This is a genomic window from Aliiglaciecola sp. CAU 1673, assembly GCF_029223185.1.
Lineage (GTDB): Bacteria > Pseudomonadota > Gammaproteobacteria > Enterobacterales > Alteromonadaceae > Bowmanella.
In genome coordinates, this window is sequence record NZ_JARHUG010000010.1 from 58123 (window position 1) to 82069 (window position 23947).

Genomic DNA, 23947 nt, shown 5'->3' on the forward strand with positions numbered 1-23947 from the left:
CCATGCAGGAAAGTCCGCTGGTTACGCTGAATCCCGATGCCAAGGTCAGCATCTTAACCCCGGGACAGGAGAGCACCCCGGTTGTGGTGATGGATAACTTTGTGCGTGAGATTGGCCCGGCCTTTGATGATGCACAGTCCCTGGCTTTTTCAGCACCACAGCAGGCTATCTACCCGGGGGTACGGGCTCCGCTGCCCAGGGCGTATGCCTTGCCGGTGCTGCAGGGTTTGGTCAAACTTATTGCCGAACTTTACCAGGTACCCGCGCACCTGAGGCCAAGGCCGGAGAACCTGTTTTACTCCCTGGTCAGCACATCTCCAGAGAGTTTATCCAGCGCGCAGCGCATTCCCCATTTTGACAGCCTTTACCCCTACCAGTTTGCCATCATGCATTACCTGGCGTCAGGCCCCCATGGTGGCACCGCTTTTTACCGTCACAAAGCCAGTGGCTTTGAAAGTGTGACGCAGCCACGCTACGCAGAGTATCGGCAACAACTTGATGTGGAGTTACAAGAATCGCCCCCAAAAAGTGGCTATTTCAAGGAAAGCGATGGGTATTTTGAACGTATCGAAGCACTGGAATATCGCCCCAACCGTTTGCTTATCTATCCTGGCACACTGCTGCATTCGGGGCTGATTGATAGCGCCACCGATATTGATGAAAACCCGGCGACCGGACGCCTGACAGCCAACCTGTTCTTGATATTCAGTTAGCTATGTTTAGCTGGGCGACAGGCACATATGAAATTCATGCCGATCTTCACCGCAAAACTCAAATCCAGATTTTACATAGAATTTTGCTGCTGGATTGGCCTTCAGCACAGTTAAAAACAAGCGAACGCCGTTGTTTTTGGCCATGCTAATTAGCCGGTTCAGTATTAAAGCGCCAATGCCCTGCCCTTGAAAATCAGGATGAATTTGTAGCTGCAGAATATCCCACTGATGAGCTTGCTCTTTAAGCTTCAGGGTACCAATGGGCACATCATCAAGGAGCAGGATATTTGAACAATCATAATCCGAAGCCAGACGCTCAGCATGCTGTTCGTCAGTAAGGAATATACCCGCAATTTCGAGGTGTTCAACCATGGTGCTTTTGCGAAGCGCCATCAAATAGTGCCAATCCCCCGGGCCGGCCTTTACACAGCGTAATTCCATCAACAAGCTCCAATCAAGATTTACAAGCAAGGTAACAGCCTCGTCGGTCCAACTCAACGCACCAGGTCCGGGATCATGGCTTTAAATTAACAACAATACGGATTACCATGCCGCCGGTTGTTTTCGATAAGGAATGGCATGCAAGTACAGATTGCCTACAGTTTCGCGCTGGAGCAGGAAGCTTACCGCTTTCTCAATGCGCTCAAACACTGGCCCGTTGCCGATGTGGACGCAAGATTCCACAAGGCTGCAAACAGTGTAAAAGTGACATACCAATATCAGGATACGGGCTTTGATCGCACCAGCAGTGAATTGGATGATCTCGCGAGTCAATATGGCGGCCATGAAGTGGCACTTTAACCAGGAAAAAACATGAGTACACCTATTCGCAGCCAAATCAAACCTGGGATCCGCGTTGCCATAGTACAAAAGCAGGATCAAAGTAGTGGTCAACTAACCGAAGGGATTGTGCAAAGCCTGCTGACCAAGTCCCCTACTCACCCTCACGGTATAAAAGTCCGGCTTGTAACGGGCGAGGTCGGCAGGGTTAAGACGATATTGGATTAAGACAGGCTAACGAGAAGATTGTTGAAGCCTTGCCTTGTCTCGTAGCAGTCTGAACAGACGAAAAGAACTCACCAGAATAATCGCGCCCCCCGACGCCAAAAGCAATTCGATGACCAATGAGTTGCTCAGCAAGGGATGCAAAAAGTCCTCGCCACTGAATTTGGCAAACAAACCCAATGCCAGCAACAATACTCCAGGAAAATCCATTAACGCCGTCCATCTAATTTGACGATGGATTTCCCGCATTCGTTGTGATTTAGCTTTTTCCAACACTATCCCCAAAACCTGTCAAACCGATCTCTGATATCCGCCAAAAGCAGATTACGCTTTAAGGCAGTTGCTTAAATTTAAAGCAAGTCTTTTGCCAAACTGATCTCTTATATTCGTTAAAGGCAGAATTACTCGGCTATTCAATCCCATACCCATATCTACCAAAAAATGAAATTCTTTATACACAGCAAAGATTTAGTAAGACCTGCCATGCCATGTAAATTTTTTTGACAACTGATATCCCAATTTGGCTTGCAATCAACCCCCAGTGTTCAGTACTGCATATCCTGATGCCTGGCTCCCTTCACCGAAACGCTTATCCTTAGCCACTGAATTGGAAGGAAAAACTCTTGAGCGTTATAGTGAAATCAAGCCCTCATACATGACCAAAGCGGCTTAGAAAGTAAACCAGGTGCACAAGCAGCATATTTTCAGGTAGGAGCAACAGATGGATAGCGCCACCAGCATAGTGATCCCAGCTACCACACTAGTTGGCGTTGTCGCCTTTTTATGGTTGATGCAATGGCTGCTGTTGGGCAGGAATCCTGAAATAGGTAATGAGCGTAAGTTTCCCCGGCAAATCATTCTGCTGGCGTTAACCATTACCGGTTTGCTGGCGATTGTATTTGCCCTGCCCATCGGGGAGAGTTCCCGCAATCAACTCATTGGCCTGATTGGTCTGCTGATCTCCGGCATTATTGCTTTTTCCTCGACCAACATGGTGTCAAATCTAATGGCCGGGATCCTGCTCAGAATGACACAACCCTTTAAAACCGGTGATTTTATTCGCGTTGGCGAGCATTTCGGCCGGGTCTCGGAACGTGGTCGGTTTGATACGGAGATCCAAACGGAGACACGTGAACTGATCGCCCTACCCAATACCCTGCTTACGACCCAGGCGCTGGCGGCAATACGTAGCTCAGGTACCATCATCTCGGTAAACATTTCATTGGGTTACGATGTCCATCATGCTCGAGTGGAAAAATTACTTCTTGAGGCCGCTGAGAAGGCCAATCTGAAGGATGCCTTTGTACACATTTTAAGTCTCGATGATTTTACCGTTTCCTATCGCCTATCCGGCTTTCTTGAAGAAGTGAAAAAGCTGATTTCCAGCCGCTCTGAGCTATATCGCCACATCCTCGATTGTTTGCATGGCGCCGACATCGAAATCATGTCACCCAGTGTAATGAACCAGCGTCGGATCGCCGAAGATCAAAAAGTAATTCCCAAAACAGTCAGTCATACATTGGATGCGTCCACTAACCAGGCGAATGACAAGGCAGAAAAACTGGCTGAAAAGATCGCTTTTGACAAGGCTGACGAAGCGGAAATTGCAGAGAAAACCATGCAGACATTGAAGGATAAGATCGTCAGTCTCGAAAGCAAACTGGAGCAGTCCAGCGATGAAGAAAGGAGCAAAATTAAAGAGAAGATTGAAGCGCTGCGTCACTCTTTAAAAAAATTAGAAGATAAGCCCGTTAAACAGGATGGATAAGGTAGAATGCCGGCTTTTCGCATAGCCGCATAAGTACCATGATGATTCCTCAGAAATATACGCAGTATGTCTTCTCCTTCTTTATGGCGTTGATTATGTCCTGCATCATGTCTTTTGTGATCACCCTGTTTAATATGGGATTGGTAGAGGGCATCCTTATGATATGGCTTAAAGCCTGGGTCTTTGCCTTCGCTGTGGCCTTACCCACCATTGTTGTGATTACCCCTTTGGTCCGGTTGTCTGTTTCCTTCGTTGTGAAGTCTTAAATAACTCAAAGACTTGAGGAATAGAGGTCGACAACGCTAGGATGGCATGACAAACAAACTAGCAAAGAGAATATGGCAATGACTGCCACTGAGCACCTTATAATGGCCTGCGTGGCCATGGCTTTCTTGACATTCGCGGTGGGGATACGGCTTTTTATTCATCGTATCGGCGAAATGAAACGCCAGCATATTCATCCCCAAGCGGTTGCTACCTCTGCCCAGCGAGCCGAACGCCTCACAGACTCCCGCGCCTCTGACAATTACAACCATCTGTTCGAGTTGCCGGTACTGTTTTATCTACTTTGCATCTTGGCGATTATCACAAACCAGATCCCAGGTTGGTTAACCCTTTGTGCTTGGGTCTTTGTGGTACTTAGGGTGATCCACAGTGTTATCCAATGTACTTATAACAAAGTGGTGCACCGGTTTATGGCATTCCTGGCCGGCTTCTTATTACTATTCGGTATGTGGCTGGGCTTTGCACTCCAATTCATCGGCAGCTGAACAATACAGGGCTTTGACAGGCCTTCTGTCTCAAGTAGCATGGGCCCTTAGTTTCATAAGAGAGAAATTACTATGGCAAGAGTCGCTGCCGCCCTGCATATCCTGGTAAAAACAGAGAATGAGTGCCAGGAACTGAAGAAAAAGCTGGAAAAAGGCGCTAACTTTCAGCAACTGGCCAAACAATTCTCTACCTGCCCTTCTGGCAAAAAAGGCGGTGATTTAGGCGAATTTAAACAGGGACAGATGGTGAAAGCCTTCGATAAAGCCGTTTTTAGTGGCCCAGAATTGGTTGTGCAGGGTCCTGTCAAAACCCAGTTTGGTTATCATCTGATTAAGGTCTTATATAAGCGCTGACATTGAGTTTTTGCGCGACGACGTAACGCACTTTGCCTGCGGCCCGACTATTTAATGCTGGTTATTCTGAGGTCGAGAAAATTACTCCCAGAAGTCTCTGTTTACGCCAAGATTCTATAGGGGGAGGCAGTTTTCACTGCTAAGATTTGAAGCGATATAAGCAATGGATGGTATACATCATCATGGCGTCTTCGATTAAGCGATGTAACTCCGAAAACGTTGCCAATTTTCGGGATAATCAAGCGTGAAGTTGATTAGGCATTTCGCGACATTAACCTATTTGCTCCTGAGTATTCTGACCATCATCCTGCTGGTCTGGCAGCATCTGGGGATGAATATTACTTACCGGGTGTTCCCCAACCCGGATATTGGCATCAGCATCTTTAATGACGATGTCAATGGAGGCCTTTCTGAGTCAGATTTGCATCTGCAAAACGGTACCATTTTGCTGGATTGTGAGGTGATTGCGAACGGCCTGACACATCCGTTTTGTGGCATCAATCTGTCGTTGGGCGAACCCGGCAATGAATGGGATCTGAGCGACTTCACGCAGATGAAAATCAGGTTATCGATGACCTCCTCCCCCCCCGACACCTTGATGATCTACCTGGTCAATCAGGAACAAAACGACGATGGCACATCGCGCGAACGTGCCAATCTTCGGACCTTGTCACCCAGTACAAAGCTTATCGATGTACTTATTCCGATGAACAGCTTTCATGTACCATCCTGGTGGATCTTATTGCATCCCGACGGCAAACAAAGCAGCCACGTTCAGTTGGACAAGGTGTCAGATCTTCGGGTTACCACAGGTGACGCTACGGTTAGCCGTCAGGCCAAAATACAGATTGAGAACATCCAGATTAGCGGCAAATGGGTGTCTTCCGGCACGTTGTATCTGGCCCTGTTAAGCCTGTGGGTACTGACCAGCCTGAGCTATAGCGCGATTGGCATATATCAGTTGTATACCAACGCCAAGCGTTCCCAATCCCGGGCCGCTGAGTTACAAGAAATTAATCAATTCCTCAGTATTGAGAAAAATAAATACGAATCCATGGCAAAGACCGATCCCTTAACCGGCGCACTAAACCGGGCCGGTCTCAGAGATGTGCTGGACAAGGCAGTTCAGCGCTTGCTGGAGAGAAAACGTAGAAGCAGTTTGCTAATGCTAGACATCGACCACTTCAAGCAACTAAACGATAGCTATGGCCATGATGTGGGCGACAAGGCATTGATGGAATTGGTGAGACTGATTCAACTACATACCCGGGATGGTGATTTTCTGGCACGATGGGGCGGCGAAGAGTTTGCCTTGATCTGCCTTAATACCAATATCGCTTCAGCGTTAAAACTGGCCGAGAAAATACGTAGCACTATTATGCAAACCCCTTTGGCCGGGCATTATCTAACCTGTAGTATTGGAGTCTGTGAGCTTAAATCCGCGGATATACAACAGTGGTTTAAGCTCGCTGACCAGGCGCTGTATCAAGCAAAGGCCCAAGGACGGAATCAGGTAATAGTGGCGTAAAAGAGGCACTTCATCGGCATTTTTGCTGTTACACCTGGCTACTTGCCAGGTGCGGTTGGACTGTCTAATCGGACTCAGCCTCTCACTTCTTCCATTTTGCCCATGGGTCATCCCCTCCTTCTGAAGAGCGTGCCGCTTGGTTTCGTGATGGGCTTGGGGCCCAACTCCCAGCAGATTTATTTCCCCTTGGCTTGTCACCACGCCCAAAGGCGGCGGCTTTGGCCGCACGCTTTTCACGCAAACGTTCTGCATCTTCCAAACTCAGTTCTGCCGGCTCGCCTGGGACTTGATCATCGGGAATAACCCGATCCCTGGGGGGCAACTCGAACTGGCTGGCCGAGGCCCGGGGCAGGCTTTTAAATTGATACAGATAGAAGGCTTCGACCTTCTCTCGCGCCCAGTCGGTTTTCTTTAAAAACTTGACACTGGAATCGATACTGGGATTGGTCTTAAAACAGTTGATATTCAAATAAGCAAACAGGATCTCAAAGCCGTAGTGATCGACGATTTCAGTCAGCAGTTGCTTAAGGCTAAGACCATGCAGGGGATTGTTTTTGTAATTAATGTCGTCGTTCATATCAGCAGAAAAGTATGGGCAATTGATGCGTCTATTGTACCTGTTTAAGCGCATCAACATACAGCCAATAACACAACACTTCTTATTACAATTTTAGGCTTTCTGGCAGCGCCTTAATTAGGGAATACTCAGACCTTGTGTTAGCAAAGCAGGATAAATGGATGATAAAAGCACGATGGACAATGGCACTACTGGCCCTTTTTGTTTGTAATCACCCTGCCCTTTCGCAGCCAATGTCGGGCGCCAAATGGCGGGAAGATTTGCAAGCATTGCAACAAGGCATTAGAAGCAACCATGTGGCCCCTTTTACCCATCTTAAGCCGCAACAACTGCAGGACGCTATCGACAGCCTGTCTCAGCGTGTAGACACTCTCAACCAAGAGCAAATGCTATTGGAAATAGGCGCCATCGTGGCGCTGATGCAAGACGGCCATTCATTTGTCGCGGGTATGCATCCATTAATTGAAGATCTCACCGGTAAGCCCATGCGCTTTGCCAGCTTACCCATACGTCTGTATCAATTCAGTGACGGCGTTTTTATTACCCATGCCCATCAATCGCAGCAACAATATGTAGGCGCCAAGGTGCTAACTGTTGAAGGCATGGCAATAAAGACATGCATGGACAAGGTGGTCCAGAGTTTTCCAAGCGAAAATGCCCTGTCCAGGCAATTATTGGCCGCCAGAGCTTTAACCCTTCCCGCGGCGGTGCAACATTATTGTCAGGGACAACCCCAGCAAGTCACTTTCGAATTACAAACAGTACGCGGTAAAGAGCGCGTCAGCTTCCCGGCAACCGACGCATTTCCCCATCAGGTACAGGGCATTATTGACGACCCGGCGTGGCGAGCCGCCATTAAAGAAGGCATAAAGCCTGATTATCTGCGCCATGCCAATCAATTGTTCTGGCATCGTCAAATCGGAAAAAAGCTGTATGTGCAGATTAACCAAATCAAAGATGATAAGAACAAGGCGCTGCTGGACTACATCGACGACGTTGCCGCATTGGTGCACCAGCAGAACATCAGCCATCTGATATTGGACTTACGTCTTAATCCTGGCGGTGAAACCGACTATGTAGCCGAAATCGTTAAAAGACTGGCGGTGCTTCCCACTAATCAAACAGAGCATTTCTTTGTGCTGATTGGCCGGCGCACCTTCTCTGCTGCGCAATTACTGAGCACGGCATTAGAACAATATACCCATGCCCTGTTTATTGGTGAGCCCACCGGCAGCAAAGTGCACTTTTTTGCCAATAGCCGTCAGAACCTGGTGTTGCCCAACAGTCAATTGCCCCTGTATCTGTCCACCAGCCGCTGGCAACTGACCAATATGCGTGATTCCCGTCAATATCTGGCACCGCAGTATTATGCGCCTTTGAGTTTCACGCAGTTTCAAGCCAACCAGGACCCGGTCTTGGAAGCGGCCCTAAATTTCCCCGGCCTGGTGGATTTTGATGCAGAGATATTGGCGATTCTCGACGGCAAAGCTTATCAGCATCAGGATTTTGTCGCGCAATTCCGCCAGTTTAAAGCGCAGTTATCCAACCGCTACCGCGATACAGAAACGAACATAAACGACTTAGGCTATTTTCTGATTGAACAAGGCAAATTGAAGGAGGCAAATGCTCTTTTTGCCTATAACGTTGAGGATTATCCCGATTCAGCCAATGCCCTGGACAGCCTGGCCGAGAGCTTTTTACTTCTGGGCGATAAGCAGCAGGCTATTCACTACTACCAGGTAGCATTAGAAAAAGATCCCCACTTTGACAATGCTGCGAAGATGCTGAAAACGCTATCGCTGTAGCAGCAGCTGACGATATTTTCGCTAAGGTCTTGCTGCGGATTGGGCTAACGCTTTGGTATGCAGCAGCAAGGCCTGGTCCCCCGATGCGCCATGACCTGGAACAACTAATTGAATTTGTGGGTATTTGTCCATCACCCTGGCCAACGAGCCCGGCCAGCTTTCTATCACCGCTTCTCCTGTGTAGCCTAGGTTTTTGGCTTCCAAACTTTTAACCAGGCAGCCACCGAATAAAATCTTAGACTCGGGTACCCAAACCACAATGTTATCCAGGCTATGACCGGCGCCTGGATAAAAGACCTGGATTCTTCCGTCTGCCAGAGTCATCTCCTCTGTGCTGAACGTCTGAGTCGCCAATGCTTTACCTTTTGCTTTGAGTTGCGCATTGGTAAGGGCCGATGCATAGGTTGGGATAGCGCGGGCATTCAGCCAGGCGATCCCTGCGGATCTGTCTTCATGGGAATGGGTAGAGAGGCTGGCGACCAGCTCAAAGCCTTGCGCCTGGATCCAATCAACAATCTCCTCAGTGACGCTTTCAGACCAAGGGGTGTCAATAAGATAGGCGTTATTGTCATCGACAATGATCAGGCCGTTAGCATCCACCAGGCCAAAACCCTTTACCTCTTGATAGGAAATATGTTGGTAGACACCTTCGGCAATCTGTTTAACTTGTAGCGCCGGGATGGCTTCTTGGGCATATAGACTAGAGGTGGCTACTAAAAGCAAAAGGTTAAATAACCAACGCATACTTCTTCCTTTTTCTAATGCAGAAAACTAAAAAAAGACTGCCGAGGCAGTCTTTTAATTCGTTAAATACGCTCCTAAATCACATCACCGGGTACCCGTACCTGACCTTCCATCAGCACCCTGGCGCTTCTGCTCATTATGGCTTTGGTGACTGTCCAGTCGCCATTAACCTGTTTGGCCTCTGCGCCAACCCGCAAAGTGCCTGACGGGTGACCGAAGACCACCGCTTCGCGCTCACCGCCGCCGGCAGCCAGGTTCACCAAAGTACCGGGAATGGCCGCGGCGGTACCGATAGCTACCGCTGCCGTGCCCATCATGGCATGGTGCAATTTACCCATGGATAAAGCCCGCACCAACAAATCGATCTCCTGCGCTTTTACCTGTTTTCCGCTGGAAGCCAGATAGTCCTTGGGCGACGCCACAAAAGCAATCTTAGGCGTATGAGCACGGGCGGCAGCTTCTTCCACTTTGCCGATCAAGCCCATTTTAATCGCCCCATAGGCGCGCAGGGTTTCAAATTTGGCCAGCGCCTGGGCATCGCCGTTAATGGCTTCCTGCAACTCGGAGCCGGTATAGCCGATATCTGCCGCATTGACAAAAATGGTCGGGATTCCCGCATTAATCAGGGTGGCTTTAAGGGTACCGAATCCGGGCACCTCCAACTCGTCCACCAAATTGCCGGTGGGGAACATGGCACCACCGCCGTCTTCATCATCGGCAGCCGGATCCAGGAACTCGATTTGCACTTCGGCGGCTGGAAAGGTCACCCCATCCAGCTCAAAATCGCCGGTTTCCTGCACGTCGCCGTTGGTTATGGGCACATGGGCGATAATGGTTTTTTGAATATTGGCCTGCCAGATCCGCACGGTACAAATACCGTTTTCCGGGATCTTGCCCTTATCCACCAGGCCGTTACTAATAGCAAAAGCCCCGACTGCGGCGGTTAAATTACCGCAGTTACCACTCCAATCGATAAAGGGCTTATCAATGGCCACCTGGCCAAACAGATAATCCACATCGTGGTCGGCTTTGTTGCTTTTACTTAAAATCACCGTCTTGGAGGTACTGGAGGTGGCCCCGCCCATGCCATCGGTATGCTTGGCATATGGATCCGGGCTGCCAATCACGCGCAGTAATAGTGCGTCTCGCGCCTTACCCGGCACCTGCGCCGCCTCTGGCAGATCCAGCAGATTGAAGAAAACACCTTTAGACGTACCGCCTCGCATATAGGTGGCAGGTATACGAATTTGTGGTTTGTGGCTCATTGTCTATTCCAAATTTATTTACCACAGAGACACGGAGGTCACAGAGATTTTCTAATGGGCTTCTCTGTGCTCTCTGTGTCTCCGTGGTTCAATCAGGCCTTTTCCGCTTCTAGGAAATCCTGGGCAAAACGCTGCAACACCCCACCGGCCTCGTAGATGGACACCTCTTCGGCGGTATCTAAGCGGCAAGTCACCGGCACTTCCAGGCTTTCGCCGTTTTGACGTTGAATGACCAATGTCAGCGTGGTGCCAGGCTTACGCTCTCCCACCACATCGAAGGTTTCGGTGCCGTCGATATTCAGGGTATTGCGATTAGTGCCGGGCTTAAATTCAAGCGGCAACACGCCCATACCTATCAGATTGGTGCGGTGAATACGCTCAAAGCCTTCGGCGACAATGGCTTCTACACCGGCCAGGCGCACACCTTTGGCGGCCCAGTCACGGGACGAGCCCTGACCGTAATCGGCGCCGGCGATAATGCACAGGGGCTGCTTACGCTGCATATAGGTTTCGATGGCTTCCCACATACGCATCACTTTGCCTTCGGGCTCTACCCGGGCCAATGAGCCCTGTTTTACCTTACCGTCTTCAACCACCATCTCGTTAAAGAGTTTGGGGTTGGCAAAGGTGGCGCGCTGGGCGGTTAAATGATCGCCGCGGTGAGTGGCGTAGGAGTTAAAATCTTCCTCCGGCAGGCCCATCTTGGCCAGGTATTCACCGGCGGCGCTATCCAGCAAAATAGCGTTAGAAGGCGACAGGTGATCGGTGGTGATATTATCCCCCAGCACTGCCAGTGGGCGCATGCCTTTTAGAGTACGCTCGGCCGCCAGTGCCCCTTCCCAGTAGGGCGGGCGACGGATATAGGTACTTTGCGGCCGCCAGTCATAGAGCGGGCTAATGTTTTGTCCGTAATCGACCTGGATATCGAACATGGGGTCGTAGACCTTACGGAAATGCTCTGGCTTGACCGACTCTTTGATCACCGCATCGATTTCTTCATCCGTTGGCCAGATATCTTTTAAGGTCACCGGTTGGCCGTCTGCGTCATAACCCAGCGCGTCTTTTTCAATATCAAAACGCACGGTACCGGCAATGGCATAGGCCACCACCAGCGGCGGAGAGGCCAAAAATGCCTGCTTGGCATAGGGGTGAATACGACCGTCAAAGTTACGGTTACCGGAAAGTACCGCGGTGGCGTACAGGTCACGCTCAATCACTTCCTGCTGGATTTTCGGATCCAGTGCGCCGCTCATACCGTTACAGGTGGTACAGGCAAAAGCGACAATGCCAAAGCCGAGTTTTTCAAGCTCAGTCAACAGCTTAGCTTCTTCCAGATAGAGCTGAACCGCTTTGGAGCCTGGGGCTAAGGAGGTCTTTACCCAGGGTTTGCGGGTCAGTCCCTTGGCATTGGCGTTACGGGCCAGCAAGCCGGCGGCAATCACGTTTCTGGGGTTACTGGTGTTAGTACAGCTGGTAATGGCGGCGATAATACAAGCACCGTCCGGCATTTGTCCGGGCACTTCTTCCCACTTAGCAGCAATGCCACGACTGGCCAGATCCTTAGTGGGCAGCTTGGCGTGAGGGTTGGACGGCCCGGCCATGGTGCGCTCCACGGATGACAAGTCAAAGTGCAATACGCGCTCATACTGGGCGTTTGCCATACCATCGGCCCACAGGCCGGATTGCTTGGCATAGGTTTCCACCAGTTTCACCTGCTTTTCTTCACGGCCGGTCAGGCGCAGATAGTCCAGGGTTTGCTGGTCGATATAAAACATGGCCGCGGTGGCACCATATTCGGGGGTCATATTGGAAATAGTGGCGCGATCGCCGAGGGTCAGGGCCGATGCCCCTTCGCCAAAGAATTCCAGATAAGCCCCCACGACCCGCTCTTTACGTAAAAACTCGGTAATCGCCAGTACGATATCGGTGGCGGTAATGCCGGGTTTTGGCTTGCCGGTCAGCTCCACGCCGACAATATCGGGCAGGCGCATCCAGCAGGCGCGTCCCAACATCACACTTTCCGCTTCCAAACCGCCCACACCCACGGCAATAACACCAAGGGCATCCACATGAGGGGTATGGCTGTCGGTACCGACTAAGGTATCGGGGAAGGCCACGCCGTCTTTGGTGAAGATAACCGGCGACATCTTCTCAAGGTTAATCTGGTGCATAATGCCGTTACCGGGAGGGATCACATCGACGTTTTTAAAGGCGGTCTTGGTCCAGTTGATAAAGTGGAATCTGTCTTCGTTGCGACGCTCTTCCACCACACGGTTTTTCTCAAAGGCGTCTTTTTCAAACCCGGCGTGCTCCACCGCCAAGCTGTGATCCACAATCAACTGTGTGGGCACCACGGGATTAACCTTAGCCGGATCGCCACCTTTTTCGGCGATGGCGTCACGCAGGCCGGCCAAATCCACCAAGGCTGTCTGACCAAGAATATCGTGGCACACCACACGGGCCGGAAACCAGGGGAAATCCAGATCCCGTTTACGCTCTATCAACTGGCGTAGGTAATCATTGAGTTTTTCAGGCTCTGCCCGGCGCACCAGGTTTTCTGCATGGACCTTGGAGGTATAAGGCAGCCTGTCATAGGCACCGGGGGCAATGGCTTCTACCGCCGCACGGGTGTCGAAATAATCGAGATCCGATCCCGGCAGTTTTTTTCTAAATTCTGTGTTCATTTTTGACTCCGTGATTGGAGAAATTCACCACAGAGACACGGAGGTCACAGAGATTTTGAAATCTGAATACTCTGTGTTCTCTGTGCCTCTGTGGTTAGTAAAAAAATTAACGTTTATCCATGGCCGGTACGGAGCGCGGCGCTTCGCCGGTGTATTCGGCGCTTGGGCGGATAATACGGTTGTCGGCGCGCTGTTCCATCACATGGGCGGCCCAGCCTGTTAGACGGGACATCACAAAAATCGGCGTAAACAGCTTGGTGGGAATGCCCATAAAGTGATAAGCCGAGGCATGGAAGAAATCGGCGTTACAGAACAGCTTCTTCTCGCGCCACATCACCTCTTCACAGCGTACCGATACGGGATAAAGCACGGTGTCACCCACATCGTCGGCCAGTTTGGCGGCCCATTGTTTTATGATTTCATTGCGTGGGTCGGATTCAGAATAGATGGCATGGCCAAAGCCCATGATTTTTTCTTTTCGGGCCAGCTTACCCATCATCTCCTCTTCGGCATGCTCTGGACTGGTGAAGCCTTCGATCATCTCCATGGCCGCTTCGTTGGCACCGCCATGCAGGGGACCACGCAACGAGCCGATGGCGCCGGTGACGCAGGAATGCATATCGGACAACGTAGAGGCGCAAACACGGGCGGTAAAAGTTGAGGCGTTAAACTCATGTTCTGCGTAGAGGATAAGAGAAACATGCATCACCTGCTCGTGCAGTGCGTTTGGCGCTTTGCCGTGCAGCATATGCAGGAAATGCGCACCGATGGAGTCATCGCTGGTTTCTACATCAATACGCACGCCGTCGTGGCTGAAGCGATACCAGTAACAGATAATACTGGGGAAACAGGCCAGCATGCGATCGGTCACATCCTGCTGCTCGTCAAAGCTTTTTTCCATTTCCAGGTTACCCAGCATGGAGCAGCCGGTACGCAGTACATCCATGGGATGAGCGTCAGCGGGAATACGCTCGAGCACATCTTTAAGGGCCTGAGGTAAACCACGCATCGCCTTCAGCTTGGCTTTATAAGCGTCCAGTTGCGCCTGATTGGGCAGTTCACCCTTAAGGATCAAATAAGCCACTTCCTCAAACTGGCAGTGGGCGGCCAAGTCTTTGATATCGTAACCGCGATAAGTCAGGCCGGAGCCGGATTTACCTACGGTAGAAAGAGCCGTTTTACCTGCGACCTGGCCGCGCAGGCCGGCGCCGCTTAATACTTTACCTTGTGCCATTAGATGTTCTCCTGTTATTCAAAATATTCACCACAGAGACACAGAGGTTACTGAAATTGTAGGGCTCGCTCTGTGGCGTTATCTATCTAATCTTTATGTTCCGGCATCGAATACCGAATCGAACTTTTTCTTTCAAAAAATCAATTTCAAACCACAGAGACACGGAGATCACAGAGATTTATTAAAGGTGAATTCTCCATGCCCTCTGCGACTCTGTGGTTCAATTCATTTACTTGTTCTTGCCCTGGGCAAAGAGTTCGTCCAATTTTTTCTCGTAGTCGTGGTAACCCAGATAATCGTAAAGCTCCATACGGGTTTGCATGGTATCCACCACGGCCTTTTGGTCGCCGTCGGCAAGGATATGGCGATAGACATTTTCCGCCGCCTTGTTCATGGCCCTGAAGGCCGATAGCGGATAAAGCACCATATCCACGCCCCAGCTGCCCAGCTGTTCTTTGTTCCAAAGTTCGGTTTGACCGAATTCGGTGATATTGGCCAGGATGGGCACATTCAACGCCTCGGCAAAGGCACGATAATGCGCTTCGGTTTTAACTGCCTCGGCGAAGATGCCATCGGCACCGGCAGCCACATAGGCCTTGGCGCGCTCAATGGCTTTTTCCAGGCCTTCCTGAGCAAAAGCATCGGTACGGGCCATGATAAAAAAGTCCGGGTCGGTGCGGGCATCTACCGCGGCCTTGATCCTGTCCACCATCTCCTCAACAGAGACAATTTCCTTGTTCGGCCGATGACCGCAGCGCTTTTGCGCGACCTGATCTTCAATATGCACCGCAGCAGCACCGGCTTTTTGCATATCACGAATGGTCTTAGCGATATTAAAGGCACCGCCCCAGCCGGTATCGATATCCACCATCAGCGGCAGATCGCAGGCGGCAGTAATACGCTGCACATCCACCAGCACGTCGTTTAAGGACGTCATACCCAGATCCGGCAGGCCGTAAGAGGCGTTGGCCACACCACCACCGGAGAGGTAAATGGCCTGATGGCCAATTTGCTTGGCCATCATCGCCGCATAGGCATTGATGGTGCCGACGATTTGTAGGGGCTTATTGTCGGCCAGGGCCTGACGGAATTTCTTTCCTGCACTCATGCTTTGTCTCGCTCTTTGGAAAGTGAAAGGAGTTTATGTTCGATATTGTTTTTGGAGTAAAGAATATGGCGGCGCATTAGCATCTCCGCCAGTTCGCCATCGCGGTTAGCGATAGCATTAACGATTTGTCGGTGTTCATCGAAGGCAGTGGTGACTCTTGGCCCCGCCATACCTAACTGTACCCGGTACATGCGCACTAAGTGGTATAGGCCGTTAATCAACATCGCAATTAAATGCTGGTTTTTACTGCCCTGAATAATGCGGTAATGAAAATCCAGGTCGCCGGCTTCCTGGTAGTAGGACTGACCGTCCTGCACTTTCTCAAAATGCTGATTGAGGAGTGCTCGCAGATCGCTAATCTCGGCATCAGACATATGCTTGGCGGCCAAGCGAGCTGCCATGCCTTCCAGGGCTTCACGGACCTGATAAAGCTCAATCAATCCGGCCGGACTCAATGACACCACCCGGGCACCGATATTGGCTTTACGCTCCACCAGATGGCAGGTTTCCAGACGGTTGATAGCCTCACGGATAACCGCCCGGCTAACCCCATACTTTGTCGACAACTCGGTTTCACTCAGCTTAGTGCCAGGAGCAATCTCACCTTCCACTATGGCTTTTCTCAGCTGGAAGAAGGTTTTATCTGAGGAAGTAACGGCTTGCTCGGCAAAAAGCATGGACAGTGGACACCGCGTTCAAACAAACTTTGTCGACAATATAGTGAGCTTTCATTCTCCAGTCAAACCAAAACCGTCATATTGTCGACAAAAGTCATATCTCTCTTCAAAGGCCGAGTAATACTCTTTGAGGTTATTCCAGCTTAGTCAGCCCCTGAAGATGCTTGTCACTGATTTTCTCACCAAGGATGCTATCTGTGTCACGATCCTGACTGATACGCCATTTCCCATCCTGCTTTTTCAACACCACATGGAATTGTCCGAATCGCACTTTATCTTCTTGATTAGGGCGTTGAAATAAAGTGCGATAGAACCCCACTTCGTAAGCTACATCCTCTGATTGAGTGCGACTCTCAAAGAAAAAATCAATGTTTACCTTGGGCTTGTTGGGATTGGCAAAAATTCTGCGATTAGTTTCCAGGTATTCGTCGCCTTGAAGGATTTTTCCTGGCCAGCTTCTGAGCACATCCTGGGTGTGCAGATCATTAAATTTTTCTGCATCGCCCGCTTCATAAGCGGCCTTAAACGGCTTCCAAACCTGATTGTTGATCTCTTGTTCCACAGAGGATGGGGCTGCCGAAGTAAAGGCACTGAACAGGCAGGCTGACAATATCCAGATTGCTTTCACTATTTGTTATCTCCTTGGTATCTATTGACTGATTTACTGTAGTGAGAATGCTCCTTTGCACAACTTCGATTCGTTAAATCCAGGATATTAGCCGATGAAATCTCTATCATCCGTCCATCCATGGACATCGCCGAGCCCGGTTGCCTGGAGCAACCAGCAACAGCGTTAGCTGGCTTGCGCAGCAAGTGAGCCACAGGGATGTGGTGAATAAACAACGTTCCAGACAGTTTCGGCATACCGTCCATCCATGGACATCGCCGAAACAACGTTCCAGACAGTTTCGGCATACCGTCCATCCATGGACATAAAAAAAGGGATGGCAATGCCATCCCCAAGGAAGTGCTCAGACACAGAGCAACAAGTAAAAAAGTTTATGGCGCTTGCTTAGGGCAGGCCAACGCAGAGTCAACAGTGCTTAGCCACTGCACATTGCTAAGGTCAAACTGCCATGCCCCCCTACTTTGCAAAGCAAAGGGACTGAATACCTTGGCAAAATCCATATTTTTGAAGCAATGCAAAGGCAAGGTCTGGGTTTGCCAATCCTGGTTCTCGCTTAATTGCAATGGCAGGCGGGATTCACAGTTATCTCCACATTCAAGCCTGACTTCAAGGGCTTTCTCGGCAGACTGCACAATGCGCAGGTCGAACTGCAGGGCACCACCGGCTTCTGGATAAGCACGTAAATCTTGTGGGAAGGGCGCGCCAATGGCGATACTGGCAGTATCGCTGCCATCAAAGCTAATGCTTCTGGCATCTTCCTGCACCACTCTGTCCATGGTACGCAGACTGACTGCTCCCTGCTGCTGTACACTGCTGGTCACTGCTGCCATATCACCTACAGTGCCAATTTGCAGCATTAAAGGCGCTTTAACATTACCCATCAGAATATCGAGATTCTCGAGGCCTGCATGAGAGGGTTGTACATCCTCAGGTAACAGGCTATCAAGCGGCCCCGTTTCGCCGTAGTTGAGACCAAATCCATAGGCTAACAAGGGCGTCAGTCCTGCATCGCCCATGTTCACAGTGGCTTGATCAGGCGTAGCCGGCCAAGAGAAGGATAACTTGCCCTTAAAGTCGTGGCGAGCTTTACCCTCCTTATCGGCGATGATCACATCGGCAACACCCTGCCCTTCGCTACCCGGTAACCAGGCAGCCACAAAAGCGTCAGACGCGTTAATCTCAGGATTAACCCACAGGGGGCGGCCACTTAGAAAGACCGATACCACTTTAATGCCATCGGCTTTAAGTTTTTTAAGTAGTGCAAGGTCTTGCTTATTTCCACGTTGGTATTCGAGATTAGCTAGGTCACCATTGCCTTCTGCGTATGGTTCTTCACCAAAGACCACAATGGCTACCTGAGGCTTTTGCTGGTACTGGCCATCTACAGCCAACTCCACCGAACCACCGGCGCCTTGCACTGCATCACGAATACCCTGATATATAGAAGTACCGCCGGGGAAATCGGCGTTTTCATTACCGGTGCCCTGCCAGGTGATGCTCCAACCGCCGGATTGCTTACCTATATTGTCGGCCCCATCGCCGGCCACCAAAATATGTTGGGCAGGGTTAAGCGGCAGAAGTTGCTCGCTGTTTTTCAATAACACCAACGACTCACGCACGGCCTGTCGAGCAATATCACGATGGGCCTGAGCGCCAATCAGGGATTTATCCGCAGACAGCGCACGATTAGCCGGAGAGGCTTGCTCAAACAAACCGGCGCGGATTTTTACCCGTAGGATCCTGGTCACCGCATCATCCAGGCGCGCTTGTGGAATTTCGCCCGATTGCACCTGGGCAATAATGTTTTCCATAAGCGGTTTCCAGGCATCGGTGGGCACCATATAGATATCCAAACCGGCATTCATGGCTTGCGGACAACTGCTGTTGCTACAACCTGCCACCTGACCATGGCCATTCCAGTCACCCACCACAAAGCCATCGAAGCCCATGCGCTCTTTCAAGACCTCTGTCAGCAGGTAGCGGTTGCCATGAATTTTGTCACCCTGCCAACTGTTGAAAGACGCCATCACCGACTGAGAGCCTGCCGATAAACCACTGACATAACCCTGAGCATGTATTGCAAAGAGATCCTTCTCGCTGGCGAGATTATTGCCCTGATCGTCGCCCCCTTCGGTCCCCCCGTCACCGACAAAGTGTTTAACGGTGGAGATAACCTTATCTTCTGCAAACAGATTCTTGCCAGGCCTGCCCTGCAAACCACGCACAATGGCCTCCGCATACTCTTTGACCAAGGCAGGATCTTCTGAGTAGCTTTCATAAGTGCGGCCCCAACGATCGTCCCGTGCTACGGCAACGGTAGGTGCAAAAATCCAATCTATGCCGGTGGCGCGAACTTCTTTGGCGGTGGCGGCAGCGATTTGCTCCAACAAATCCGCATTACGCATGGCACCCAAACCGATATTGTGAGGAAAGAGCGTGGCGCCAATTACGTTATTATGGCCGTGGACGGCATCAGTACCCCACATGGTAGGAATAGCAATACCATCAAGGGAATCGTCCATAGAAGCCTGATAAAGAGATTCAGCCAAGGAAACCCAATCATCAACGGTGGCGTGCTTATCGTTGTTGGGAAATGCCCCGCCGCCATTTAAATAAGAGCCGAAGCCATAGCGGCGCATATCTTCAACAGTGATATCGCGGATTTCCGGTTGGATCACCTGCGCCACCTTTTGCTCCAACGTCATCTTGGCGAGGAGGTCTTTTACCCGTGCTTCCACAGCTGCATCTGGCTTAATGGCAATATCCAACTTTGGCCAATAGTCAGGCACGCTGGCACTGGCGCCTTCTGGCGCTGCCGCTACAGACTTATTATCGGCTTGTTGTCCAGGCTGACAGGCGCTTAGCAGCAGCGTGGCGAGCAATAGAGATATCTTATTTTTGTTCATGATCATTCTCCGTGTTGCCTGAGTTATGCCTCTGCTTTATTGGTGGATTTAGGCACTGCACCCGACAGGCCATAAAACGCGATATAGAAGTAGCAGAGCATTGGCAGCAAGAATGACCATTGCAGGCCAATACTATCTGCCAGCATGCCCTGCAATACAGGAACAATCGCGCCACCGACAATGGCCAGACACAACAGGCCAGAGCCACCACTGGTGTGATGACCGAGATCTTTTATGGCCAGACTGAAGATGGTCGGGAACATAATGGAGTTGAACAATCCCACCGCCAGGATCGCCCACATAGACGTGATGCCAGTGCTCATTACCGCCGTGAAGATCAATACCACGGCCATCAGACTAAAGAAGGCCAAAAGGAATCTCGGTTGGAAACGCCCCATCAGCACCACACCGGCAAAGCGTCCGACCATGGCGCCCCCCCAATAGTAAGCAATATAGTTGGCCGCTTGGGCTTCAGTCATACCGCTGATATGGGCTTCGCCCAGGAAGTTAACAAGGAAGCTGCCGATGGATACCTCAGCACCTACGTATAAAAAGATAGCGATTACACCAAGCATCAGGTGACGATGAGAAGACAACCCGCGGGGATCCGCATCCAGCACCACTCCACCTTTAGCATGTTTAGGCACTCCATGCAGCGTTACTTTCCAAAACACTAATGCCAGCACCAGTAGAATCATCGCCAGGCCAAAATAGGGCATGATCACCTGATGAGCCGGGTTACTCTCACTGCTTTCTGTAACCAAAGAAAACAGCAGAAAACCGCCAACAATGGGTGCAACGGTAGTACCCAAAGAGTTAAAAGCCTGGGTTAAGGTTAAGCGTCTTGGCGCAGTAGCAGGTTCCCCAAGCAAGGTGACCAGTGGATTGGCCGCAACCTGCAGTATGGTTATACCACTTGCCAAAACAAATAAGGCCGCCAGAAACATCCAATACTGTCCCATCAGAGCTGATGGGATAAACAGCAGACAGCCCAAGGACGCCGTCAGTAACCCAGCCCCGATGCCGCTTTGGTAACCGATAGATTTAACCAAACGTCCGGCGGGCACCGATATCAGGAAATAGGCACCAAAAAAGCAAAATTGCACCAGCATGGCTTGGGTGTAACTTAATGAAAAGGTGCTTTTTAAATGCGGGATCAATATGTCATTCAGGGCGGTGATAAATCCCCACATAAAAAACAGACTAGTCAGGGCAACCAGGGAAAATTGCCTTCCTGCCCCATTTGAAGATTGAGACTGACTGTGTTCTAAGGTACTGGTTTGCATGATATCTCCGATGTTAAGCGGGCTTACTGCAGCCAGCCCTCCCATGTTATTGACCCAAGCTTAACAAAGTTATAACATAAATGAAAGCGCTTACATTTCATTAATACAAGGAAGCCGATGCCCTATTCTGAAGACGCGAGCAGCGCCGCTAAATCGGCACTTAGCAGCACACAAATTCAGTTGCCAACAAACTCCCCGTTATTGGCAGATAATTTTATCTTCGGGGCGGCCACGGCTTCTTTTCAAATCGAAGGGGCGGCAGATAAGCGTTTTCCCTGCATTTGGGATACCTTTTGCGCTACCCCCGGTAAAATCCGTGATGGCTCAGATGGAAAAGTGGCTTGTGATCACTATCACCGCTTCGAACAGGATCTGGATATCCTCACCGAGATGGGCGTCGACGCATACCGCTTCTCTATCTCCTGGCCCAGAGTGATGAATCCCAAAGGACAGCTTGTACAAGAAGGGGTGGACTTTTATCTTGGCCTGTTGGCTGGGTTGAAAAGGCGCAATATCAAAGCCTTTGTCACCCTTTATCACTGGGATCTACCTCAGTATCTAGAAGATCAAGGTGGTTGGTTAAATCGTGAAACGGCTTATGCCTTTGCTCACTATGTTGACGCAATCACCCGGGCGCTGGGACCCGATGTACATTCTTATGCCACCCTGAATGAACCTTTTTGCAGTGCCTACCTGGGCTATGAAATCGGCATTCATGCACCGGGTAAAACCGGCAAGAACCAGGGCAAAAAAGCGGCCCACCACCTCCTTCTTGCCCATGGCATGGCCATGCAAATACTGCGCAAAAACTGTCCCAACAGCCTTAACGGCATCGTACTTAACTTCAGTCCCTGTCATAGCGCGACGGATAGTGAGTCTGATAAAAAAGCGGCAAGACTGGCGGATGACCATTTTAATCAGTGGTATATCCAACCGTTAATGGAAGGGTGCTATCCGAAGTTGATCGATAGTTTGCCCAGCAATGAGCGTCCGGATATCGAGCCGGAAGATATGGCCATTATTGCTGAACCACTGGACTTTCTTGGTATCAACTATTACACCCGGGAGACCTATCGGGCATCACCGGGGGAAGAATTTGTCCGAGTGGAAGAAAAGCCATTACCATTGACGCAAATGGGCTGGGAAATTTATCCTCAGGGCCTCACCGAACTCTTACTTTCCATGCATCAACGCTACAGTTTGCCGCCACTTTATATCACCGAAAATGGTGCCGCCATGGATGACAAGCTTGTCGATGGCAGGGTGAATGATGCGGATCGCCTCGCTTATTACCAATCTCATTTATTGGCTGTGCACGATGCCTGTTTGCAGGGTGTGAATGTCCAAGGCTATTTTGCCTGGAGTCTGCTGGATAATTTTGAGTGGGCCGAAGGCTATCTGAAGCGCTTTGGTTTGGTTTATGTCAATTACCTCACTCAAGAACGTATTGTTAAGGACAGTGGGCTAGCCTATGGCAAGATGTTAAAGAGTCGTCAGCAGGCGCGAACAACATGTTAAGCATTAAAGAAAAAGTGGCCTATGGCCTGGGCGATACTGCCAGCAATCTGGTCTTTCAGACGGTCATGCTGTTTTTGTCTTATTTCTACACTGACATTTTCGGCCTCTCCCCTGCCCTGGTCGGCATTCTGTTTCTGTCCGTCCGCGTTTTTGATGCCGTTACCGACCCCATGATGGGCGCGTTGACAGACCGTACCCAAAGCCGCCATGGCAAATTCAGACCCTATATTCTGTGGCTGGCAGTGCCCTTCGCAGTGTGCACTGTATTGGCCTTCACCACACCGGATCTGCCGCCTACAGGCAAGGCCATATATGCCTTTGCCACCTATGGTTTGCTGATGCTGGCCTACACCGCCATCAACATTCCCTATTCCGCCCTCGGTGGTGTGTTAACGGCCGATCCCACAGAGCGGGTATCAGTACAATCCTATCGTTTTGTGTTTGGCATGCTTGGCGGGTTAATTGTTACAGCCGGTACCCTACCACTGGTGAATTGGCTGGGGGGCGGTGATCAGGCCAAGGGATACCAATTAACTATCGTGCTGATGAGTGCTCTTGGCGTCGTTTTATTTTTACTGTGTTTCGCAGGGACCAAAGAGCGGGTTTTTCCACCGGCTTCGCAACAATCCAGTATCAAAGAGGACCTGGGCCATCTTTGGCATAACGATCAATGGCGTGTGCTCTGTGCTGCAGCCTTCTTTTTACTGGTGGGAATGGTGCTTAAAACCACTCTCGCCATTTACTATGTGAAATATTATCTTGGCCGCGAAGATTTGATCACTGCCTTTGTGACCTTGGGAATGATCGGCAATATTGTCGGCTGTGCATTGGCGCAGGGTGTTGCCAAGCGTGTCTGTAAAGTCAAAGCCTACATTGGCCTGCAATTAATCTCCGCGTCGTTATGTATATTGGCCTTTTTTATCGCGCCACAGCAGTTAGAGTTAGCCTTTGTTTTGTACGCGCTGTGGTGCGTATTTATGCAGATGGCCACACCGCTTCTGTGGGCAAAAATGGCCGATGTGGTGGATTATGGACATGACAAAACCGGTATCCGTATTACCGGAATGCTCTACTCTTCCATTGTATTTTTTATCAAGCTTGGCCTGGCGTTGGGTGGTGCCATGGGCGGTTGGCTGCTGGCCTACTACGGCTATGAGGCAGGACAGGCACAATCGGCAACAAGTCTTGATGGGATTCGCTTATCTTTCACCCTGTTCCCGGCCATGTTCTTTATTCTGGTGGCCATTATCATGGGCCGTTACCGGTTAAATAATCAGCGTTTGGCAGAAATTCAGCAGCGACTTTCCCTCAAGTCACTTAACACACCAGCCAACTGTGATAGCCTTTCGGCGGCCAATATTTTGCAGAAGGGTTAAA

General features: G+C 50.4%; 23 protein-coding genes. 11 read left to right on the top strand and 12 right to left on the bottom strand.

Annotated features, from left to right (window positions below; genetic code table 11):
* Positions 1–2 precede the first annotated feature (2 nt).
* The gene (locus P2G88_RS11080) at positions 3–713 is read left to right on the top strand and encodes a DUF6445 family protein (RefSeq protein WP_275795934.1); all 711 of its coding nucleotides are present in this window, start codon (positions 3–5) and stop codon (positions 711–713) included.
* A gap of 6 nt (positions 714–719) precedes the next feature.
* Here the strand turns inward: P2G88_RS11080 and P2G88_RS11085 are convergent, their stop codons facing one another.
* The gene (locus tag P2G88_RS11085) at positions 720–1154 is read right to left on the bottom strand and encodes a GNAT family N-acetyltransferase (protein WP_275795935.1); all 435 of its coding nucleotides are present in this window, start codon (positions 1152–1154) and stop codon (positions 720–722) included.
* A 138-nt stretch (positions 1155–1292) separates the two neighbouring features.
* On the opposite strand from P2G88_RS11085, the gene P2G88_RS11090 reads away from it, so the two are divergent.
* Both P2G88_RS11090 and P2G88_RS11095 read left to right on the top strand, forming a co-directional pair.
* Positions 1293–1514 (top strand): hypothetical protein, encoded by a 222-nt coding sequence (locus tag P2G88_RS11090; RefSeq protein WP_275795936.1) that lies wholly within the window; start codon positions 1293–1295, stop codon positions 1512–1514.
* Between the two features lie 12 nt (positions 1515–1526).
* Complete coding sequence (locus P2G88_RS11095; protein ID WP_275795937.1) at positions 1527–1721, top strand: YwbE family protein; 195 nt, start codon at positions 1527–1529, stop codon at positions 1719–1721.
* Positions 1722–1727: 6 nt separating this feature from the next.
* Here P2G88_RS11095 and P2G88_RS11100 read toward each other — a convergent pair whose 3' ends face one another.
* Entirely contained in the window at positions 1728–1928 is a 201-nt protein-coding gene (locus P2G88_RS11100; protein WP_275795938.1) for a hypothetical protein, read from the bottom strand.
* A gap of 511 nt (positions 1929–2439) precedes the next feature.
* On the opposite strand from P2G88_RS11100, the gene P2G88_RS11105 reads away from it, so the two are divergent.
* The 5 genes from P2G88_RS11105 (at position 2440) to P2G88_RS11125 (ending at position 6138) form a co-directional block, all read left to right on the top strand.
* Positions 2440–3486, top strand: coding sequence for a mechanosensitive ion channel domain-containing protein (locus tag P2G88_RS11105; RefSeq protein ID WP_275795939.1), 1047 nt, complete (start codon positions 2440–2442; stop codon positions 3484–3486).
* Positions 3487–3524: 38 nt separating this feature from the next.
* A complete protein-coding gene (locus tag P2G88_RS11110) occupies positions 3525–3752 on the top strand; it encodes a DUF2798 domain-containing protein (protein ID WP_275795940.1) in 228 nt (75 codons plus the stop codon).
* A gap of 78 nt (positions 3753–3830) precedes the next feature.
* Positions 3831–4256 (top strand): MAPEG family protein, encoded by a 426-nt coding sequence (locus P2G88_RS11115; protein ID WP_275795941.1) that lies wholly within the window; start codon positions 3831–3833, stop codon positions 4254–4256.
* Between the two features lie 72 nt (positions 4257–4328).
* The gene (ppiC, locus tag P2G88_RS11120; RefSeq protein WP_275795942.1) at positions 4329–4610 is read left to right on the top strand and encodes a peptidylprolyl isomerase PpiC; all 282 of its coding nucleotides are present in this window, start codon (positions 4329–4331) and stop codon (positions 4608–4610) included.
* A gap of 244 nt (positions 4611–4854) precedes the next feature.
* Positions 4855–6138 carry a GGDEF domain-containing protein gene (locus P2G88_RS11125; RefSeq protein ID WP_275795943.1) on the top strand — a complete coding sequence of 428 codons (1284 nt, stop codon included), beginning with the start codon at positions 4855–4857 and terminating at the stop codon, positions 6136–6138.
* 82 nt (positions 6139–6220) lie between these two features.
* Here the strand turns inward: P2G88_RS11125 and P2G88_RS11130 are convergent, their stop codons facing one another.
* Positions 6221–6715, bottom strand: coding sequence for a VF530 family DNA-binding protein (locus P2G88_RS11130; RefSeq protein ID WP_275795944.1), 495 nt, complete (start codon positions 6713–6715; stop codon positions 6221–6223).
* A gap of 161 nt (positions 6716–6876) precedes the next feature.
* Here P2G88_RS11130 and P2G88_RS11135 point away from each other — a divergent pair, with 161 nt between their 5' ends.
* Positions 6877–8520: a S41 family peptidase gene (locus tag P2G88_RS11135; protein ID WP_275795945.1), complete on the top strand. Its 1644-nt coding sequence runs from the start codon at positions 6877–6879 to the stop codon at positions 8518–8520.
* A 21-nt stretch (positions 8521–8541) separates the two neighbouring features.
* Here P2G88_RS11135 and blaDIM read toward each other — a convergent pair whose 3' ends face one another.
* The 9 genes from blaDIM to P2G88_RS11180 all read right to left on the bottom strand — a co-directional run bounded on the left by blaDIM (position 8542) and on the right by P2G88_RS11180 (position 21052).
* Positions 8542–9264: a DIM/SIM/IMP family subclass B1 metallo-beta-lactamase gene (gene blaDIM, locus P2G88_RS11140; RefSeq protein ID WP_275795946.1), complete on the bottom strand. Its 723-nt coding sequence runs from the start codon at positions 9262–9264 to the stop codon at positions 8542–8544.
* 74 nt (positions 9265–9338) lie between these two features.
* On the bottom strand, positions 9339–10529 hold the full coding sequence (gene prpF / locus P2G88_RS11145; protein ID WP_275795947.1) for a 2-methylaconitate cis-trans isomerase PrpF: 1191 nt from the start codon (positions 10527–10529) through the stop codon (positions 9339–9341).
* A gap of 92 nt (positions 10530–10621) precedes the next feature.
* Positions 10622–13213 (bottom strand): Fe/S-dependent 2-methylisocitrate dehydratase AcnD, encoded by a 2592-nt coding sequence (gene acnD, locus P2G88_RS11150; protein ID WP_275795948.1) that lies wholly within the window; start codon positions 13211–13213, stop codon positions 10622–10624.
* A gap of 106 nt (positions 13214–13319) precedes the next feature.
* Positions 13320–14447: a 2-methylcitrate synthase gene (gene prpC / locus P2G88_RS11155; RefSeq protein ID WP_275795949.1), complete on the bottom strand. Its 1128-nt coding sequence runs from the start codon at positions 14445–14447 to the stop codon at positions 13320–13322.
* A gap of 229 nt (positions 14448–14676) precedes the next feature.
* The gene (prpB, locus tag P2G88_RS11160; protein WP_275795950.1) at positions 14677–15555 is read right to left on the bottom strand and encodes a methylisocitrate lyase; all 879 of its coding nucleotides are present in this window, start codon (positions 15553–15555) and stop codon (positions 14677–14679) included.
* Positions 15552–16232 carry a GntR family transcriptional regulator gene (locus P2G88_RS11165; protein WP_275795951.1) on the bottom strand — a complete coding sequence of 227 codons (681 nt, stop codon included), beginning with the start codon at positions 16230–16232 and terminating at the stop codon, positions 15552–15554. Before P2G88_RS11165 ends, prpB begins: the two co-directional genes overlap by 4 nt.
* A gap of 133 nt (positions 16233–16365) precedes the next feature.
* Positions 16366–16860 (bottom strand): nuclear transport factor 2 family protein, encoded by a 495-nt coding sequence (locus P2G88_RS11170; RefSeq protein ID WP_275795952.1) that lies wholly within the window; start codon positions 16858–16860, stop codon positions 16366–16368.
* Positions 16861–17231: 371 nt separating this feature from the next.
* Positions 17232–19766 carry a glycoside hydrolase family 3 N-terminal domain-containing protein gene (locus tag P2G88_RS11175; protein WP_275795953.1) on the bottom strand — a complete coding sequence of 845 codons (2535 nt, stop codon included), beginning with the start codon at positions 19764–19766 and terminating at the stop codon, positions 17232–17234.
* A gap of 23 nt (positions 19767–19789) precedes the next feature.
* The gene (locus P2G88_RS11180; protein ID WP_275795954.1) at positions 19790–21052 is read right to left on the bottom strand and encodes a sugar MFS transporter; all 1263 of its coding nucleotides are present in this window, start codon (positions 21050–21052) and stop codon (positions 19790–19792) included.
* Between the two features lie 117 nt (positions 21053–21169).
* Here P2G88_RS11180 and P2G88_RS11185 point away from each other — a divergent pair, with 117 nt between their 5' ends.
* Positions 21170–22570 (top strand): GH1 family beta-glucosidase, encoded by a 1401-nt coding sequence (locus tag P2G88_RS11185; RefSeq protein WP_275795955.1) that lies wholly within the window; start codon positions 21170–21172, stop codon positions 22568–22570.
* A complete protein-coding gene (locus P2G88_RS11190) occupies positions 22564–23946 on the top strand; it encodes a glycoside-pentoside-hexuronide (GPH):cation symporter (protein ID WP_275795956.1) in 1383 nt (460 codons plus the stop codon). The genes P2G88_RS11185 and P2G88_RS11190 overlap by 7 nt, the downstream gene beginning before the upstream one ends.
* Position 23947 lies beyond the last annotated feature (1 nt).